The 18,687-nt window shown below is 58.9% G+C and carries 20 protein-coding genes and 1 tRNA gene; 14 read left to right on the top strand and 7 right to left on the bottom strand.

Features of this window, described 5'->3' with window-relative positions; genetic code table 11:
- The first annotated feature begins 104 nt into the window (after positions 1 to 104).
- Positions 105 to 1,001, top strand: coding sequence for a type II methionyl aminopeptidase (gene map, locus EIK79_RS16650; RefSeq protein WP_124956733.1), 897 nt, complete (start codon positions 105 to 107; stop codon positions 999 to 1,001).
- 15 nt (positions 1,002 to 1,016) lie between these two features.
- On the opposite strand, the gene EIK79_RS16655 is transcribed toward map, so the two are convergent.
- Positions 1,017 to 1,232 carry a hypothetical protein gene (locus tag EIK79_RS16655; protein ID WP_124956735.1) on the bottom strand — a complete coding sequence of 72 codons (216 nt, stop codon included), beginning with the start codon at positions 1,230 to 1,232 and terminating at the stop codon, positions 1,017 to 1,019.
- A 375-nt stretch (positions 1,233 to 1,607) separates the two neighbouring features.
- Between EIK79_RS16655 and EIK79_RS16660 the strand changes: the two genes are divergently transcribed.
- From EIK79_RS16660 to EIK79_RS16680, 6 genes are all read left to right on the top strand, one after another.
- Positions 1,608 to 4,670 (top strand): adenosylcobalamin-dependent ribonucleoside-diphosphate reductase, encoded by a 3,063-nt coding sequence (locus EIK79_RS16660; RefSeq protein WP_124956737.1) that lies wholly within the window; start codon positions 1,608 to 1,610, stop codon positions 4,668 to 4,670.
- Between the two features lie 89 nt (positions 4,671 to 4,759).
- Positions 4,760 to 4,873 carry an HVO_2523 family zinc finger protein gene (locus EIK79_RS19130; RefSeq protein WP_303645422.1) on the top strand — a complete coding sequence of 38 codons (114 nt, stop codon included), beginning with the start codon at positions 4,760 to 4,762 and terminating at the stop codon, positions 4,871 to 4,873.
- An 83-nt stretch (positions 4,874 to 4,956) separates the two neighbouring features.
- A complete protein-coding gene (locus tag EIK79_RS16665; RefSeq protein WP_124956739.1) occupies positions 4,957 to 6,159 on the top strand; it encodes a cytochrome P450 in 1,203 nt (400 codons plus the stop codon).
- Between the two features lie 48 nt (positions 6,160 to 6,207).
- Complete coding sequence (locus EIK79_RS16670) at positions 6,208 to 6,564, top strand: DUF5830 family protein (protein ID WP_124956741.1); 357 nt, start codon at positions 6,208 to 6,210, stop codon at positions 6,562 to 6,564.
- 55 nt (positions 6,565 to 6,619) lie between these two features.
- A tRNA-Met gene (locus EIK79_RS16675) sits at positions 6,620 to 6,759 on the top strand.
- Positions 6,760 to 6,901: 142 nt separating this feature from the next.
- Positions 6,902 to 7,639, top strand: a complete 738-nt coding sequence (locus tag EIK79_RS16680; protein WP_124956743.1) for a lipase family alpha/beta hydrolase — start codon at positions 6,902 to 6,904, stop codon at positions 7,637 to 7,639.
- Between the two features lie 29 nt (positions 7,640 to 7,668).
- Here EIK79_RS16680 and EIK79_RS16685 read toward each other — a convergent pair whose 3' ends face one another.
- Positions 7,669 to 8,940: a YncE family protein gene (locus EIK79_RS16685; protein WP_124956745.1), complete on the bottom strand. Its 1,272-nt coding sequence runs from the start codon at positions 8,938 to 8,940 to the stop codon at positions 7,669 to 7,671.
- A gap of 266 nt (positions 8,941 to 9,206) precedes the next feature.
- Between EIK79_RS16685 and EIK79_RS16690 the strand changes: the two genes are divergently transcribed.
- On the top strand, positions 9,207 to 9,749 hold the full coding sequence (locus EIK79_RS16690) for a GNAT family N-acetyltransferase (protein ID WP_124956747.1): 543 nt from the start codon (positions 9,207 to 9,209) through the stop codon (positions 9,747 to 9,749).
- 37 nt (positions 9,750 to 9,786) lie between these two features.
- On the opposite strand, the gene EIK79_RS16695 is transcribed toward EIK79_RS16690, so the two are convergent.
- Positions 9,787 to 10,038: a DUF7534 family protein gene (locus EIK79_RS16695; protein WP_124956749.1), complete on the bottom strand. Its 252-nt coding sequence runs from the start codon at positions 10,036 to 10,038 to the stop codon at positions 9,787 to 9,789.
- 39 nt (positions 10,039 to 10,077) lie between these two features.
- Between EIK79_RS16695 and EIK79_RS16700 the strand changes: the two genes are divergently transcribed.
- The 5 genes from EIK79_RS16700 (at position 10,078) to EIK79_RS16720 (ending at position 14,151) form a co-directional block, all read left to right on the top strand.
- Positions 10,078 to 10,380: a hypothetical protein gene (locus EIK79_RS16700; protein ID WP_124956751.1), complete on the top strand. Its 303-nt coding sequence runs from the start codon at positions 10,078 to 10,080 to the stop codon at positions 10,378 to 10,380.
- A gap of 110 nt (positions 10,381 to 10,490) precedes the next feature.
- Positions 10,491 to 11,591, top strand: coding sequence for a mandelate racemase/muconate lactonizing enzyme family protein (locus EIK79_RS16705; RefSeq protein WP_124956753.1), 1,101 nt, complete (start codon positions 10,491 to 10,493; stop codon positions 11,589 to 11,591).
- An 88-nt stretch (positions 11,592 to 11,679) separates the two neighbouring features.
- Positions 11,680 to 12,924: an aminotransferase class V-fold PLP-dependent enzyme gene (locus EIK79_RS16710; RefSeq protein ID WP_124956756.1), complete on the top strand. Its 1,245-nt coding sequence runs from the start codon at positions 11,680 to 11,682 to the stop codon at positions 12,922 to 12,924.
- Positions 12,925 to 12,994: 70 nt separating this feature from the next.
- Positions 12,995 to 13,411, top strand: a complete 417-nt coding sequence (sufU, locus tag EIK79_RS16715) for a Fe-S cluster assembly sulfur transfer protein SufU (RefSeq protein WP_124956758.1) — start codon at positions 12,995 to 12,997, stop codon at positions 13,409 to 13,411.
- 110 nt (positions 13,412 to 13,521) lie between these two features.
- Positions 13,522 to 14,151: a GNAT family N-acetyltransferase gene (locus EIK79_RS16720; protein WP_124956760.1), complete on the top strand. Its 630-nt coding sequence runs from the start codon at positions 13,522 to 13,524 to the stop codon at positions 14,149 to 14,151.
- A 17-nt stretch (positions 14,152 to 14,168) separates the two neighbouring features.
- On the opposite strand, the gene radA is transcribed toward EIK79_RS16720, so the two are convergent.
- The 3 genes from radA to htpX form a co-directional block, all read right to left on the bottom strand.
- Entirely contained in the window at positions 14,169 to 15,197 is a 1,029-nt protein-coding gene (radA, locus tag EIK79_RS16725; protein ID WP_124956762.1) for a DNA repair and recombination protein RadA, read from the bottom strand.
- 113 nt (positions 15,198 to 15,310) lie between these two features.
- Positions 15,311 to 15,913 (bottom strand): PspA-associated protein PspAB, encoded by a 603-nt coding sequence (gene pspAB, locus EIK79_RS16730; protein ID WP_124956764.1) that lies wholly within the window; start codon positions 15,911 to 15,913, stop codon positions 15,311 to 15,313.
- A gap of 88 nt (positions 15,914 to 16,001) precedes the next feature.
- Positions 16,002 to 16,868 carry a zinc metalloprotease HtpX gene (gene htpX, locus EIK79_RS16735; protein ID WP_124956766.1) on the bottom strand — a complete coding sequence of 289 codons (867 nt, stop codon included), beginning with the start codon at positions 16,866 to 16,868 and terminating at the stop codon, positions 16,002 to 16,004.
- A 363-nt stretch (positions 16,869 to 17,231) separates the two neighbouring features.
- Here htpX and EIK79_RS16740 point away from each other — a divergent pair, with 363 nt between their 5' ends.
- Complete coding sequence (locus EIK79_RS16740) at positions 17,232 to 18,341, top strand: 60S ribosomal export protein NMD3 (protein WP_124956767.1); 1,110 nt, start codon at positions 17,232 to 17,234, stop codon at positions 18,339 to 18,341.
- 72 nt (positions 18,342 to 18,413) lie between these two features.
- Here the strand turns inward: EIK79_RS16740 and EIK79_RS16745 are convergent, their stop codons facing one another.
- Positions 18,414 to 18,674 carry a DUF7553 family protein gene (locus EIK79_RS16745; RefSeq protein ID WP_124956769.1) on the bottom strand — a complete coding sequence of 87 codons (261 nt, stop codon included), beginning with the start codon at positions 18,672 to 18,674 and terminating at the stop codon, positions 18,414 to 18,416.
- Positions 18,675 to 18,687 lie beyond the last annotated feature (13 nt).

An 18,687-nucleotide genomic window follows, 5' to 3' on the forward strand; every position in this document is an offset into this window, starting at 1 on the left:
TTTTTTGCCCCATCTTTTTTCCGGGAGTGGTGGCCGAAGGCCACCCGAGCGGAAAAAAGGTGGTAGAACACAACGCATATCCTCCGGTCGAACGGAAGAGAACCATGAGCGATGTCGACCTCACCGACGAACAGTACGAAAAACACCGGGAGGCCGGTCGGATCCTCGCGGAGGTTCGGGATGGGGCTGCCGACCGCGTTGAGGTCGGCGCGAGTCACCTCGAAGTCGCCGAGTGGGCCGAAGAACGGATCCGAGAACTCGGCGGCGAGCCGGCATTTCCGGTCAACATCAGCGTCGATCACGAAGCCGCTCACGCAACACCCGCGATTGATGACGAAACCACGTTCGGTGAGGAAATGGTTAACCTCGACATCGGCGTGCACATCGATGGGTGGCTGGCTGATACTGCGATCACTGTCGATCATTCCGGGAACGACGAGCTGAAAGAGGCTTCGGAGCAAGCCCTTGGGGCTGCGCTCGAAACGATTGAACCGGGCGTCCACACCGGGGCGATTGGCGCCGAGATCGAGGACGTGATCAACGGCTACGGCTTCAACCCCGTCGTGAACCTCACCGGGCACGGACTCGGCCACTGGGAACAACACGTTCCGCCGAACATCCCCAATCGCGCCGTCGATTCCGGCGTCGAACTCGAAGTTGGCGACGTGGTCGCTGTCGAACCGTTCGCCACCGACGGCAGCGGGAAGGTCAATGAGGGAGCCACCGAGGAGATTTTCGCGCTCGATCATGAACGGTCAGTCAGAAACCGTCGTGCCAGAACGGCGCTCGAACAGATCACAGATCAGTTCAAAACGCTTCCGTTCGCCACCCGGTGGCTTGATGTCGACCGCGCCGAGATGGCCCTCCGGCGGTTGCAACGAGCGGACGTGGTTCACAGCTACCCCGTCCTCCAAGAGGACAACGGCAACCTCGTGAGTCAAAAAGAACACACGATCATCGTCACCGAGAACGGCTGTGAAGTGACGACTCGAACGCGCTGAATCGGTTATTTTGGTTCAGCCGAAAATCGGAGAGAACACCGGCACAGCCAGCGAAACGAACGAGCTGATCCCGAAGAGCCACAGCATTCCGGCGATGAGCGCCACGAGAACGACGACCTTGATCGCCAAGTTCATCAGGAACCGACCGACCAGCAACACGGCACCAACGACGACAAGCGTGATGAACGCGTCCGGAACGGTAAGCAACTGAAGTGGTAACACGTTGTTCATGATTGGGCCACAGTATCCTGCTAGTTAAATCATACCACTATGGACGAGCACGCGGACGAAATACATTCGATTGCCGATCGATTCATCACTTCAATATCCTGATTAAACCCCGAATCATTTCCCCTCCAATCAGTCTCCCTGCCAGTGATTAGTAGACGTAAGGTTCACTTTCACTCCGGTCTAAGAACCGTTATTGGGACGGGCACGAAGGAACTCAAACGTGCAGCCCAAGACCCGGAGAGATATATGTGATCATATTATCACATGCGACCTGAGCCGTAGCGTTGAAATGAGTTGCAATCGGACTCGCCTTTCATCGATGACTCGAAACGGAGACCAACAGGCCACCACACGAACCCGCACGGAGTGTACAGTATGAGCCAGCCACACCAGTCTGCGGAAGAGATCACGCTTCCGATCAAGCGGACCGAAGAGGAAACACTCGAAGGCCGGATGACCGAAAACGCGTACAACAACATCCTGCCTGCGCGCTATCTCCGCAAGGACGCGGAGGGTGCGCCGATCGAGACCCAAGAGGAACTGTTCGAGCGGATCGCAAAGAACATCGCACTAGCCGAAGCGGTGTTCGAAAGCGACCGACAGGGGATCGATATCACCGTCCAACCCGACCAGCTGAAACCTGATCACCCCCGCCGTGACGAACTCGCCGCCGAGGTGTTCGGTGCCGGTGTGACAGCCGACGACGACACCGAAACCCCGCTCTCTGTCTACAACGTCAACAAATTCGCGTACGATACGGTTGTCCCCGAACTCCCCACCGAGATCGCGGATCACGTCGAGTCCATGACCGACACGTTCCGTGAGCTGATGGAACGACTCGCGTTCATCCCGAACTCCCCGACGATCATGAACGCCGGGGACGAACTTCAACAGCTCTCTGCTTGTTTCGTGATGTCGCCAGACGACGACCTGACAAACATTCATGAAACAGCAAAGAATGCCGCAGAAGTCTTCCAGTCAGGCGGCGGGTGCGGGTATGCGTTCTGGCAGCTGAGACCGTACGGCGACCCCGTTGGCTCGACCGGCGGCATCGCCTCGGGTCCGATTACCTTTATGCGGACGTACGACCAGCTGTGTGAGACGATTGCCCAAGGTGGCACCCGCCGGGGCGCACAGATGGGCGTCATGCGCGTCTCCCACCCTGATGTGATCGAGTTCATCCATTCGAAGAACAAGGACGTTTCGTTGGCCCACTGTCTCCGCTTGAACGATCCCGACGACTACACCTACACCTCCTTTTCTGAGGCACTCGAAGAGGCTCGCGGACTGATTGATGAGGAGGGCCGCGTGCCCAAACACCTCCGCAACGCCGTCGAAGGCCATCTTTCGAACTTCAACATCTCCGTCGGCGTTACGGACGAGTTCATGGAAGCGCTGTACGCGGACGAGGAATTCACGTTCACCAATCCCCGCACAGAAGAGCCACACATCGCCACCGCCGAAACCAAAGAGATGTACGAGCGGTACGATCTCGGCGAGCACATCGAGATCGGTGAAGAGCTGTCGATCCCTGCCGAACTCATCTGGGAGCGCATCATCGAGGGTGCACACGAAAACGGCGAACCCGGCGTGATCTACCTCGAACGGGTGAATAAACAACACTCATTCGACGTGGAAGAACACCCAGACCACGAGATTTTAGCAACAAACCCGTGTGGTGAACAACCGTTGGAGGAGTACGAAGCGTGCAACCTCGGGCACATCAACCTCTCGACGCTCGCGGCGCGGAACGCACCCGACTGGCGGGTATGGTCACAAAACCACGCGAACGACTACGACTCACAGGCGGCAGCGGTCGAGGCGTTCTTAGAAGAAGCGATCGACACAGCGGAGTTCGACCGGCGGATCGAGTTGGGCACCCGCTTTTTGGAGAACGTGGTGACGATGTCCGACTTCCCCGTCACGGAGATCGAGGAGAAGGTCCGAGAGATGCGCAAGATCGGACTCGGCATCATGGGGCTGGCACAGCTGTACATTCAGCTCGGTATCCGATACGGTTCGGACATCGGCAACGAGGTCGCCCGCCAGCTCATGATCCACATCAACCACCACTCGAAACAGACGTCGCACGAGTTGGCCACAGAACGCGGAAGCTTTGCGGAATGGGGCGATTCCAAATACGCCGACCCGCTCGAATACCAAGAGTGGTTCGAACACCAGACGGGAGAGTCCGCCGAGGAGTGGGCGGATGGATTCCCGATCCGGAACCACAACACGGTGACGATCGCGCCAACCGGCACAACGTCGATGGTCGGAAACACCACAGGCGGCTGTGAGCCAATCTACAACGTCGCCTACTACAAGAACGTTTCAGACGACGTGCAAGGTGATGAGATGCTCGTGGAGTTCGACGACTATTTCCTTCGCGTGTTAGAGGCCAACGACATCGATGTCGACGCCGTCAAGGCTGAAGCGACCGAGCAGATGGCGAGCAACACGTTCGACGGCGTGCGTTCGCTGACAACGGTGCCCGACGCCATCAGCGAACTGTTCGTCATCACCGCGGATGTCTCCGCTAAACAGCACGCGGCCGTCCAGTGTGCCTGCCAAAACGGAGTGGATTCATCGATCTCGAAGACGGTGAACGCTCCGAACGACTCCACGATGGCCGACGCAAAGGAAGTCTTCGAGTACATTTACGATCACGGCGGCAAAGGCGTCACGTACTACCGAGACGGAACACGCTCAAAGCAGGTGTTGACCACACGAGCCGACAACGCGGAGTTTGCCGACGAGCGCGAGGCCGCAGCGACGATCGTTGAGCAGATCCACGAGGTGTTCGGAGATGTCGAAGCGTTCCTCGATAACGAGGACGTGCGGGAGAAATTCGAAACCGATATCGAGGAGCTGTTAAAGGGACAGGCTGGTGGTGCATACGCGCGCGAACGGCCCCGGCCGGACGTGCTGTACGGTGTGACCCAGCGCATCGACACCGGCTACGGCAAGATGTACGTCAACATCAACGAAGACGAGAACGGCGAGCCGTTCGAGCTGTTCGCCACGATCGGCAACTCCGGTGGCTTTACAGCGTCGTTCACTGAAGGGCTGGCAAAAACGATCAGCTACGCGCTGCGTTCGGGCGTCGATCCCCACGAGATTGCCGAAGATCTTCAGGGAATCCGGAGTCCAAAGGTCGCGTGGGACAAAGGCGAGCAGATCAACTCTATTCCCGACGCGATCGGCGTCGCAATGCGGCGATATCTCGACGACGAGATCAGCAAACCCTACCCACAACAGCAACAGTTGACGGAAGTCGCTGAATCGGCTACCGAGACTGACGACCGATCGGCCGACGTCGACACGCAATCGCTCATCGACGCCGGGGAAAGTCCGGAATGCCCCGACTGTGGTTCTATGTCGTTGTACTTCAGCGAAGGCTGCAAAACCTGTGAAAACTGCGGCTGGTCGGAGTGTTGAACCGCGGTAAGCCGAACTAGCGCGATCATCACACTAACTCGGGGGATCCCGATCGAAAGCGTTTGTTCGTCAGTTCTCCTACCCTAGCTATGAACGGCGGACGACCGTGTCCGATCTGTGACCGCCCGATGACCCACCGCCACTGTAAGTACGTCTGTTCACAACACGGCGTCATCTACGACTGTTCTGATACGTTCTGGTGAGACCACACGCGGGTTGACCCCACCGCCGCCCACCCCCCGAACAACCAAAAAACCTACAAAATGACTGAACGTTCATTCAATAGATGTCGTCTTCCAATTCGGAGGCTCCGCTCACAGCGCCACCGACCGCAATCAGTGATCGAGAAAGTCAGCTCGATCCGTTCGACTGGTACGCCGAGATGCGACAGAACAACCCCGTTCGATACGATGAGCGGCGGCAGACGTGGGATGTCTTCCGGTATGAAGAGGTTGATCGCGTGCTCCGCGATCACGAGACGTTTTCGTCCGATCTCACCACGGCTACCGTCCAGCCACGAGGAAGAGACGACGATTCAGGCGTTCTGACGATGCTCAGGGCCGATCCGCCGGAGCACGGGCGGCTTCGGGAGTTCGTCAACGAACGGTTCCAGCCAGGGGCGATCCGCACGAATCGCGTACGGATCGAGGAGTTGACTGCCAAGCAACTGGCGCAGATCGAAGACAACGACCGGATTGACGTGGTTTCCGATCTCGCCTATCCACTTCCCGTCTCGGTCATCGCTGAATTGCTCGGGATTCCCATCGACCGCCGCGACCAGTTCAAACAGTGGTCGGACGCAATTGTCGCGCGTGCTCCGGAGGATACCGACGCCCACACCGCAGTCCAGCAACGGCGATCGGACGCATGGACAGAGATGCGAACATATTTTTCTAAGCTAATCGAGGAGCGGAAAAACGGTACGCGCGACGATCTCATCACTCTCGCAGCGACGGCAACGGAACTCGACCGGGATGAGACGATTGGGTTTTGCATCCTCCTGCTCATCGCCGGCAACGTGACGACGACGAATCTCATCACGAACGCCGTTTGGTGTTTCGAGGAGCACGACGTGACCGAACGAATCCGTGCCGGTGAGATCGATCGCGCACAAGCGATCGAGGAAGTACTTCGTTACCGATCGCCGGTGCAGATGGTTCGTCGTGTCGCAACCGAAGATGTCGAACTCGGTGGACGACAGATCACGGCGGGCGAGCGAGTGACGCCGTGGGTCGGTTCCGCGAACCGTGATCCGGAGATGTTCGACGCCCCCGCGGCGTTCCGGCCGGAACGCCGCCCTAATCCACATCTCGCGTTCGGACGGGGGATTCACTTCTGTCTGGGCGCTCCACTCGCGCGTGTCGAAGCCGACGTTGTACTCGGTGCACTCCTCGATCGCTTCTCGACGATCGAACCGGATCTGACCGATCGAACGCCGCGACCGACGTTTCATGGACTCATGACCCTCCCGTGTGCAGTCGAGCGGTGAGACAGGACAAGCACACAGAGTTATTCACCTCCAGGAGATAGGAGGGGTGTGACCGACGATCCGGTCGAACTCGGCGTTCAACTGCTCGAACGACTTGAGCACGCGGAGCTGTCGCTGGCTGAAACCATCGATCGGCTGGAGACGATCACGAGCCATCCCGCCACGACGCGCGAAATCCTCGAAACCGCTCAATCTCGGGGCGTGATCGATCGAGACGGGGACACCGTCACGCCGACTGAGGGCCAGTTTCTCCGGTTCCAGAGCGAGGTGGTTACAAAAGACGGAGAGTTCACCTGCCGGCGGTGTGGCGCAACCCTTTCGACAGGCCATTTCATGCGACTCCCCGCCGGGGACCACGGTCCCTTTGGCTCGACCTGCATCCGAAAAGTCACCGGACGGGAGTAAGGAGATGGCTCGACATAGGAAGGTTAAAGAGGAGGAGTGTGATAAGAGCAAGTGAGCCCGGGTGGCTTAGCTGGACATAGCGCCGCACTCATAGGGTCACGAGACCGTGCGGTACCAACCCGCATCCCTGAGGTCGTGCCGAGGCCTCGTACCTGGGATATGCGGAGATCGTGGGTTCGGAGCCCACCCCGGGCATTGCGTCCCGCGTTCGTTTTCTGGAACTGTCGCTCGAAGACACCGAATGCGCTGAATTGATTCCAGTAGGTATTAATAACAATAAATAACCGGCAACACCCTCAATTGTGAATCGGTCTCATTTGTACTGGGGGATGATATCATGACTCATCAACAGGTCAGTCGAACGATCACTCGGAGGGGATTTCTCGCGGGACTCGGGGCCGCCAGCGTCACGGCAGCTGGCATTACGGGGATCGGTAGCGCTGCGCCAGCGAGCGACCGCTCACCAGTGCTCATGGTCCACGGCTTTCTCGATTCCAGGAGGACGCCGTGGTGGGACATCACCACGCATCGACTACAAGAGATCGGCTACACAGACGATGAGTTGTACCTGTTGCGTCTCGGCGCGCTCGGCACGACAGTCGATTCACCAACGGTGTACGCTGAGGAGGTAACAGCAAAGCTCCAATCCATGAGCACCGATCACGGTAGCGATGTCGACATCATCGCTCATTCGATGGGAGGACTCGATTCCCGGTGGGCGATCGAAAAGATGGGAGCCGATCAGTACGTCGATTCGCTCATCACACTCGGCACGCCTCACCAAGGGACGTACGTCGCGTATCTCGCGTACATCACACCCGGCGGTCGGGACATGATACCGGGCAGTGACTTCCTACGGGAACTGAACGACGGACAGCTCGCAGAAAGCGTCGACTACACGGCGCTTTGGTCGAATTTTGACGAACTGATCACACCCGACGAGTACGCGATGCTCCCAAGCCCGGAGTGTGAATCGGTTTCCAGCGCACGAAACGTCTTCATTCCGTACAAAGGCCACATCCAACTCGCCTTGGATGAGGCGGTGTTCGAGGCGTACGCACCGTCTCTTGGGTGAGCATCGCTGTGTGATGATCGCTACGTCGTTCACAAGATCGCTTCAGGCACGGCACCGTATTCGGTCACGTGAGGTTCAGCGCCAGTCGGAATACGTGCGACTTCTGCTGCGGCTTCGTAGTTGATGACTGAAATCTCGTTTTCTTTACGGACAGGCACGAACGCGTGTTCGCCGTCTGGAGCGGTTTGTACCCAGTAGGGAAATTTCCCAACCGGAATCATTTCGATCAACCGAAGATCCGACCGGCGGACGATCGCAGCGTACCACGACGTGGTCGCCGCGATACAGAGGTACTTGCCATCACCGGAGATGTCGATGCCGTGGTGCGCCGATTGGGCGGGATACTCGTGCTCTGCGTCCGGAACGTGGTCCGTCTTGGGTAGCCGCTTGGTGCGTGTAATCTGATCGTTGACAGCATCATATTCGTGAAAGCCGTGGAAATACGATAGTTGGACGTAGATCCACCGCCCGTCATCTGTGATCGCAATGGGTCGAACACCCTCGTTGAACTGCACTGTCCGCATCGTCTCCATCGTCTCCGGGACGAGAAACGTGAGCTGGTGGTGAAACGGGTCTCCGAGCGCGGAATCCGGAAACACCATGTTTCCGAGGCTGCCGTTGATCAACAGCTGCTTGTCGAACCCCGCTACTCGGTGGAGGTGGTTGCCGTGGGGAAGGTTGTGGGCCACCCCGTCAGCGACAACGGCACCAGTTTCAGTGTCGATCTTGTCGATCTGGTCCGCGAGGAGGTCCGAAACGTAGAGATACGTCCCATCGGGAGAGATCGTCTGGTGGTCGGCGCGAAATCCGTCCAGATTCGTCTCCCAGAGCTTCTCCCCGGTTTCGATGTCGATAGCGACAACGTCACCGACGTGGCCTCGTGAGGCGTACAGCGTCCGGCCGTCCGGCGAAAGGGAGGCGTGTTCAAGGTAGTTGTCCCGAACGACGGCGTTCAGAAACACTGGTGAGATCGAATCGATCACGTCCTCAAGTGCGTCCTCTTTGTCTCTGTCTGGATAAACGTCGATCGTCCGGAGATCTGTGTACGTCTGCGCGTCTGAGACGCTGACAGTGCCGTTTTTCGCGTTCCCCGTGACCATCACGTCACGCGTCGGCGGAGAACGCCCGGCCCCACGAGTGGGTAGCCCTCCAGCCCCGACGATGATCGCACTCGTGGTGGCGGTTCTCCGAAGAAACGCCCGGCGCGTCGGTTCTGATTCACCGTCCGTCACGGCCGTGGCTGCGTTCGATCGGGTGGTTGTGCGTCGATCACTCGTCCGTGTCGTATCAGGAGTCTGCATCGTTGATCGTGCGGTCGCATGCTCGTTTCTGCAGCGTGCGAGTAGCACCAGTAGAAACGATTGTATTAATTTATTGCCGCATATACTAGTCAATTTAAAATCACAGTAGAGAATGCAGAGACGCTCGTCTTCACAGGAGGAGTGGCTAGGCTCAGCCAGTGGACTGGCGATCAAGAGTACGAGTAGCGTGAGAAGAGATCATTCGTGACGACACCGAAACACACGATTCCATAAAAATTTTACTTGATTGACCTGAAGACCGATGAATGCCTGGCCCGCCCTTTCTGGAGGGAGACGCCGTGACTCTCCGACCGATCGAACGAGCAGACATCGACTTTCTTCAGCGCGCCATGAACGACCCGAGGGTGTGGCGGCCCGCACTCGACATCAATCCGATGAACCACGAACAGGGTGCCGAATTCTTCGAAACGGTGATTTGTGACTCCGATAGCGTTCACTGTCTTGCCTGCGATGGGGAGGAGCCGCTGGGCGTCGTCTCGTTGACGGGGAGCCAGTACGGCCCAGACGAAACCGTTCGGTCGCGGGACGCAGAACTCGCCTACTGGTTCACGCCTGAGCACCACGGCGAGGGGTATGGATCAGACGCCGCTGCGCGAATGGTGCAGTACGCCTTCGAGGACCGGAATCTCCGGCGGATCAGCTCTAGAGCCGGGAGCTTTAACGACGCCTCGATCGGGCTGCTCGAATCGCTGGGCTTCGTACACGAGGGGACCCGGCGTCAGGCGGCGTGGTTTCGTGGCGAGTACCACGATATGCGCTTGTACGGCCTGCTACGCGAGGAGTGGTGAACGAATCAGGGTGTTTCGAGACTGAGAATAGTGTGGTTCAGTGGCGCTGTTCGTCCTCATGAACCAATCCGACCCGGCGACGGAGGCGGGCGCAGCTACCACCCCAGACCAGCCAGTAAACGGGGAGAAGTCCAACGACAACGAGGAGCGAGAGCTGTAGCAGCTGTGTGAATGGATCAGGAGGAGACAGTTTAGCCCCGAGCACGAGAGCGAATAGCTGCGCAAGTAGCCCAAGAGGACCGATACAGCCACCGATCTGACTCACGAGACACGGACGTATCCGCGCCACCGGACCCTTCAACGGACGATCGAGGAAGGGTGGGCGAACATGGCGACCGTTCCCGACGATCCGATCACGGGGCTTGAGAAGCGTACCAGAGCATGCATCGCCACAACGACGAACCGACCACCATCTGCGATCGAAAGCACGGATATCCAACTCGTCGTGTTGGCTGCCGACCGACTCGAACGCGGTATCGATACCGATATCGGTGTCATCAGCAACGACATCGCGGCCGGCACCTGCTTCGACAGCGTGCTCACCGATGCCGGTTATGAGCGGTCGGAGTACATCGATGCGAAGCAATTCCTCACGAGACGCCGTGACTGGGACACGCAATCGAACGCGTGACGGTCACATCCGCCTTCCTCCGATTTTGAACTTGCATCAGACAGAAACACTACTTGCTACCTCGTATCCGAGGCCGAACCTATTTCCCGGTGCCCCTGTCGCCTGTTGGCATGAAAATAACAGGTGTTACCCAACACCACGTCGAGCACGCGATGGACGAGCCATTTCACCCGACGTGGATTCCGGGCTATCCCCAGGCGAGCCACGAGGCCGAGCTGTTCGAGATCGAAACCGACGCGGGAATCACGGGACTGGCAGCCAGTCCGAGCTTCGCGGGCGGACTGGACTACGAGGACCAACTATCGTACTTTCTGCTCGGTGAGGATCCCCACAACGTCGAGGGGATTTTGCGCAAGCTGGAGGGGTTCAATCTCGTCGGACCACGCCCGTGGCACATCGAACACGCGTTGTGGGACATCATCGGCAAAGACGCGGGCAAACCGGTGTACGAGCTGTTGGGTGCAGAAAACCGTGAGATTCCGGTGTACGCGAGCACCGGGCAAGTGATCGACGCGGACGAACGGGTCGACTACGTCCAAGAGCGCGTGAACGAGGGGTACGAGGCGGTGAAGCTGCGGATCACCGAGCCGGAGCACGTCGAGATCGTCCGCGCAGTGCGCAACGCATTCCCGGAGCTGACGCTGATGGTCGACGCGAACAAGGGGTGGGCCGTCCGGGTAATGGATGAGGAACAACAGTGGTCGTTCGCTGAGGCGCTGACAGTCGCCCGCGAACTGGAAGAGATCGGCGGAATCGGATGGCTAGAGGAGCCGCTTCCCCGCCACGATTTCGAGGGATACGCTCGGCTCCGAGAGGCAACCGACATCCCGATCGCCGGTGGAGAGTTCAACAACGGCGCGTGGCAGCTCCGGGAGCACCTCACCCACGACTCGCTCGACGTGGTCCAACCCGATGCTGCGCTCGCAACCGGTATCAAACGCGCCACTGAAATCGCGGCGATGGCGCGCCAGCACGGCGTGACGTTCGTGCCGCACACGTGGACCAACGGGCTGGGTTTTGTCGCAAACCTCCACGTGATGACCGCCGCCGGGAGCCCGTGGTGTGAGTTCTCGATCGATCCGCCGTGGACGCCAGCAGTCCGGGATTGCTTCCTGACTGAGACGCTCAACCACGAGAACGGCACCATCACCGCACCTGAAGAACCCGGACTCGGCGTCGAACTCGACCGGGAACAGCTCGCAGACGAGTAACGCGATCGCTGCAGCCGGTTGGGAAAAAGCGAAAAGAAATGTGGCTCGACCGAAGAAGTGTTTTGTCTGGGGGGCATCGGTTAAGGTAATGAAAGCGAGCACTACCGACCCGCTGGATATTGAGCATATCAGGGCGGACTTCCCGATCCTCCAGCGGGAGTTTGACGGCACGCAGCTCGTGTATCTCGACAACGCCGCGACCAGTCAAACACCCGAACCAGTTATCGACACCATCGCGGAGTACTACCGCACGTACAACGCGAACGTTCACCGAGGACTCCACCAGCTGAGTCAGGAGGCGTCGATCGCCTACGAGGAAGCCCACGACCGCGTGGCGGAGTTCATCGGCGCGTCGGGCGGCCGCGAGGAGATCGTCTTCACGAAAAACACTACGGAATCGATGAACCTCGTGGCTTACGCGTGGGGACTTGCAGAGCTCGGTCCTGAGGACGAGATCGTGACCACCCAGATGGAACACCACTCCTCGCTCGTGACGTGGCAGCAGATCGGTAAAAAGACGGGCGCAGAGGTGAAGTACATCCAGATCGACGAGGAGGGCTACCTCGACATGGATCACGCGAGAGAGTTGATCACCGACGACACAGCGATGGTGAGCGTTGCCCACGTCTCGAACACGCTGGGAACCATCAACCCCGTTTCAGAGCTGGCAGACATCGCTCATGACCACGGGGCGTACATCTTTGTCGATGGTGCCCAGTCGGTGCCCCATCAGCCGGTTGATGTCGAAGCGATCGACGCGGATTTCTTCGCCTTCTCCGGTCACAAGATGTGTGGCCCGACGGGCATCGGCGTGTTGTACGGTAAGCGTGAACTACTCGAATCGATGCAGCCCTACCTGTACGGCGGCTCGATGGTACGGAAAGTCACCTACGAGGAGACGACATTCGAGGAACTGCCGTGGAAGTTCGAGGCCGGCACGCCGGTCATCGGTCAGGGCATCGCGCTCGCGGCCGCGTGTGACTACCTCGACGAGATCGGATTGGAACGCATCCAACGGCACGAGCACGAGCTGGCTGAATACGCCTACGACAGGCTGACTGCGTTCGAGGACATCACGGTGTACGGTCCCCCTGGCAACGATCGAGTCGGACTCGTTTCGTTCAATCTCGACTCCGTCCACGCGCACGACCTTTCGAGCATCCTCAACGACCACGCAGTCGCCATCCGGGCAGGCGACCACTGCACGCAGCCGCTGCATGACACCTTGGGCACCGCAGCCTCCGCACGGGCTTCATTCTACCTCTACAACACCCGCGAGGAGATCGACGCGCTCATCGAGGGGATCGACGACGCGCGCGAGTTGTTCGCCTGAGCTTGGCGCGCCGTGACACATCGTCACTCACGATACGTTTTTCCGGCTTTACCTGCTATCGAAGACAACGATGGGACTGGGCTCCGATATGTATCGCCAGCAGATCCTCGATCATTACAAGAACCCCCGAAACTACGGGGAACTCGAGGAGCCGACGTTCTCACACACTGGCGAGAATCCGACCTGCGGCGACACGATCCAGATCGACGTTGTGCTTGCCGACGATGAGGAAACGATCGAACACATCGCCTTCTCCGGCGACGGCTGTGCGATCAGTCAGGCCAGCGCCTCGCTGCTCACCCAGCAACTTCAGGGCATGACGCTCACTGAACTCCACGAACTCGACCGCGACGACGTGATCGACATGCTGGGCGTCGAGATCAGCCCGATGCGCGTCAAATGCGCCGTGCTTGCCGAGAAAGTCGCACAGGACGGTGCGAAGATCCACACTGGTGACATCGAAATCGACACGACACAAACCGAGTAGTTCAGTCAGCATCCTCTGTTCTGAACGCAGCTCTTCCAAGACGCTCAACGGTCATCCCGAGGAAGGCAGAATGAGAAAGTGACATGTCGGTTCAGCGGATCTGAAGATCAATGGCACACACGTTGTTTCCCGAACGGATCGAGACAGAGCGGCTCGCCTTCGAACGGGTGAGTCATCGAACCGTTGATCCGTTCGAACTGTACGAGTTCGTGAGTCGAGACGATTGGCACAGAGACGCGACCGAGCACATGCCGTGGTTTCAGTTCCAGCGGCTCGACCACGTCGCTGAGTTCATCGATCGAGCTGAACAGCGCTGGACGGACCGGGACAGTGCTCGGTATCTCCTGCGATCCAAAGAGGAAAACGGCGACATTATTGGCACGACGGCCTACAAACCGGAGTGGGAACAACGCCGCGCGGGATCGGATATCGTTCTCGCAAGGCAGTACTGGGGCCGGGAGTACGGAACGGAGCGGGCGTCGGTCTTCATCGAGTTGACGTTCGAGCGGTACGACCTCGACGCATACTATACGACCTGTGCTACCGACAACGAACCTTCTCGACGCATGATAGAGAAGTACGTCGAGAAATACGGCGGTCGCCACGAAGGGCTGTTACGGCAACACTCGGCGCGTCCGAACGGTACCGTTACTGATCAACACCGGTTCACTGTTGTGCGCAGCGAGTACGCCACCGCAACTGAAGGAATCGAGACGATGGCGTTCGATGCAACGTGGTGAACGGAGATCAAACGCGGCTACTCGGGTTTCAGTCCTTCATTTTCAACGCGCATGACGGATTCGCCGTCAGGGAGGTTCGGCGCGTCGACAAGTTTGACGATGCGCTTGTTCGCCTTTGACTTGCGGAGATAGATGCGGAACGTGGATTTGTGACCGAGGATGTTGCCGCCGATGGGTTTCGTCGGATCGCCAAAGAAGGCGTCCGGATTCGACTGGACCTGGTTGGTTACGACGACAGCGGCGTTGTACAGATTGCCGACCCGATCGATGTCGTGGAGATGCTTGTTGAGCTTCTGCTGGCGGTTAGCCAACTCGCCACGACCGACGTACTCAGCTCGGAAATGGGCAGTGAGCGAATCGACACACAACAACCGCACGGGATACTCGCTGTCTTCGTGTTCGCTCGCGATCTCTTGGGCCTTTTCCGCGAGCAGGATCTGGTGGTTGGAGTTGAACGCCTTTGCAACGTGAATGTGGTCGAGAAACGACTCGACGAGCGCAGAAACAGCTTCTTCGTCGTCCGGATCGCCGTCAATCTCCTTGTCGTCCATGGCGGCAGCGATGAGCGAATCATCCAGCCCACGGACCATCTCGTCGATACGCTCGGGACGGAACGTGTCTTCGGAATCAACGAAGATGGCGCTCCCACCCAATCCACCCACTTCAGGCGGCAGCTGGACGTTTACCGCCAGCTGGTGAGTGACCTGTGATTTTCCCGCGCCGAACTCGCCGTACACCTCCGTGATCGACTGGGTTTCGACGCCGCCACCGAGCATCTCGTCGATCTCCGTTACCTGCGTTTCGAGCTTGCCAATCCGCTCGCGGCGCTGGAGCACCGACGCCCCCGTTTCGAACCCACCGATATCCGCCTGCTCTCGCGCCGCCTGAATGATGTCGTGCGCCGTGCTCTCACCCACGTCGGCGGTGTTCGAAAGCTCCGCCGGACTTGCGACGGCGATGCCCTGAAAGGAATCGTACCCGTTGTCTTGCAGTTTCTCCGCCGTTGCCGGGCCGACGCCCGGAAGGTTCTCCAAATCTGTTGCCATGGTTCTCCGTTGTTCCCCACCCTTCATAAAAACTCGTTAACACCCCAGTGAAAGTGAAACCGTGGGACAGCAGGGAGGTACGTGCAGAACACAGAAAACAGCAGTGAGTCAGTTCAGTCCCACGGATCGCCGGAACCGTCGGGCCAGAGCGGATACCAGTAGTCGGTGTCGTCTTCGAGTTCGATTTCGTTTTCAAGCGCGGTTTGGAGCTTGAACTCGGCGCTCGAATCGCGTTCGTTGCCGGGAAGCGGCGCGAACGGGTAGTACGCGCCGCGACGGAACGAGTACACCCAGTAGACGGGAGTAGCATCCTTCTGGAAGGCGAACACAGCGGCAAGCAGCCGGCTTCCAAATCCTTCCTCAACGAACGTGTCTGCCGCGAAATGCATACTCGTGATCAGGTCTTCGAAATCCGGATCCTCAAGGATGACCCACTGATAGCCGTGTGAATCGGTGTTAAACCGGGCTTCGGTGCCCGTTTCTTGGCGACCAGCTTCGAGGATGCGCTTGACTTCCCGTTCCGCTTCTTCGAACGCCGCGCTGTCAACGTTTGAAAAGCAGAGTGCGGCCTCCCCCGTCGGCGCGTAGCCGAGGTCGGCCTCCATCGTGATGTACGCGGTGCTCATCCCGAACAGATCCTCCGGTTCGGCCGCGCGAGTGGCGTCCGCTTCGGCGCTGAGACCGAGCACCTGTCGAATCGAATCAAAAACACCCATGTGTTATTCACGGACGTGTGGCTGCTTGGGGTTTTCCATGCTGTAAGAAGAGAAAAACAATGGAAACAGTCAATCAATCAGGGACGGTTCACGCGAACTGAACTTCGCGCTCCATGTCCTGAAGCCGTTCGATCCGGCGTTCAGTGCTCGGGTGCGTGCTGAACAGCCGCATGATAGAGCTGCCCTTCACCGGGATGATGAAGAAGGCGTTCATCTCCGACTGTTCACGCATATCGCGGTCAGGAACCTTGTCCATGCGGCCCGAGATCTTCATGAGTGCGGAGGCGAGCGCGCTCGGGTTGCCGGTGATCATCGCCCCACCCCGATCGGCGGCGAATTCGCGGTAACGCGAAAGCGCCCGGATGAGGAAAAATGAGACGATCCAAACGACGAGGGAGGCGAGGATAGCGACGAGCGCGCCGGGATTGTCGTCGTCGCCGCCACCGGTGAACAGCCACCCCCACCGGACGACCATGAACGCGATGGTCGAGAGGAACGAGGCGATCGTCATCACCATCACGTCCCGGTTTTTGACGTGGGCGAGCTCGTGGGCCAACACGCCTTCAAGTTCCTCTTGGTTCAGTGTGTTCAGGATGCCGGTGGTGACACAGACCGTCGCGCTGTCCTGTGACCGACCCGTGGCAAACGCGTTCGGGACCCGAGAATCCGTGACTGCGACTGTGGGTTTCGGGAGATCTGCCTGTTGGGAGAGGCGCGAAATCGAGGCGTGAAGCTCGGGATACTCCTCTTCGCTCACCTCACGTGCACCCATCGTATACAACGCGAGCTTGTCGCTGAAGAACAACTGGCCCAGCAAAAACACACCTACAACGGGCATGATTACCCACATCCCCGCTCTTGCCAGTACGGCGACAAACACGATATAGAGGGCGAACAACAGGAACATCGTGAAGGCCATCCGCCCTCTGAGGTTCCAATCCGATTTCCACTCCATAGTCGGAATACCAGTCAAGAACATATAGCCTCTCCGCTATACGTACAGTGTCAGCATTTCACACAGGAATCAGGGTCTGACAGTGCTGTGCGCCACGGCTCAAAGGGCACGCCCGGTCCGGTCCCGCCCGCCATGGGAAACGAAAGCGGGACCGTCTAGAACGAAACAGAGGGACTACATGACCGTTTCGACGTACAGTTAATCGCACAGCTAATCAGAGACAGGCACGCACGCAAAGGGTCGAGTGCACCACGCGCGCCGCTGGCAACGGGAGAAGTCCAACACAGCTGTGTCGTTACACGTCGTGAATTAGTAACGATCGGAGCAGACGAGTTTAAACGCACTGGGACACTACCCTCGTCAATGGGTTCCGGCGAATTCTGTCCTCGATGTGGCGAGCCTGTCGAACCGCGATCGGAACCACGCCCTGGTTCCCCCAGTGGTCACCGGGCGCGCCTGTGTGACGAGTGTTACTTCGCGGAGTTCGATCTCGTCGACGCGCCAGAAGAACGCATCGTCGAGATCTGTAGCAAGTGCGGGGCCGTCAGGCGCGGCGAGCAGTGGGTCGATGTCGGTGCAGACGACTACACCGATGTCGCAATCGAGGAGACCACCGACGCCCTCGGAGTCCACGTTGAGGCCGAGGACGTGGAGTGGATAGTCGACCCTGAGCAGATCGATCAGAACACGATCGAGATGCACTGTTATTTCACGGGCGTGTTGCGCGATACGGTGATCGAAGCGGAACACGACGTTCGCGTGCGATTCAACCGAACAACGTGTACGCGCTGTTCGCGTATCGCTGGGGAGTACTACGCGAGTACGGTACAGGTCCGCGCCATGGACCGCACGCCGACTGAAACCGAGCGAACGCGCGCGGCTGAAATCGCCCGCGAGCGTGTCGACGAACGCGAGGGCGACCGCAACGCCTTCATCACCGAGATCAGCGAAAGCCACGATGGGGTGAACGTCCGGCTCTCAACCACACAGCTCGGTCGAACCGTTGCCACCCACATCCAGCGAGAACTCGGTGGAACAGTAACGGATTCCCAGACGCTAGTTACCGAAGACGAAGACGGAAACGAGGTGTACCGAGTCACCTACGCTGTCCGACTCCCGCCGTTTCCCGCCGGAACTATCATCGAACCGGACGAGGAGGAGCCGGTGCTCGTCCACAGCGCCCACAACAATCTGAAAGGACGACGACTCACGACTGGAGAACAGTACGAGGCCGACGCAGAAGACGGGATCGCCCCCGACGCTCGCCGGCTCGGTGATGTCACTGACGCCCGAGAAACGACCCTCGTTGCTGTTGAAGACGACCACGCCGTGCAAGTGCTCGATCCCGACACCTATGAGGCGAAAACCATCCCTCGACCGTCGTATCTCGATGCCGACGCCGACACCGTGACCGTCATAAAACACAGAAGCGGGCTGCACGTGTTGCCCACGGATGCGATCAGGGATCAGTGAGTCTGATATCGCAGGTTTTTGACGCCTCGTGACGCAGGGATAACCGATCAGGGACCGACCGATCAGTGCGGCTCATTCGCGTTGGTCTCGATACACGACGACATCCTGTCCGGCCCGGCGAACGGTGACAGCAACATCCCCATCGAGTCGTCGGCTCGCTGATCGGATCGTGGTCTCCAACCGGGCGAGTTGATCGGGGTCCGGATCACGATCAGCAAGAGACCGACACTGATCCGCGAGTCGCGCCAACCGTTTGCTGATCAGTCCGTTCTCCACTGTTTCGCTTGCCTCCTCAAGTCGAATACCTGCGCGCCGGAGGGTCTCACCGCCCATACTATCTTCCATG

Origin of the sequence: Halocatena pleomorpha, from assembly GCF_003862495.1 — an archaeon.
Lineage (GTDB): Archaea > Halobacteriota > Halobacteria > Halobacteriales > Haloarculaceae > Halocatena > Halocatena pleomorpha.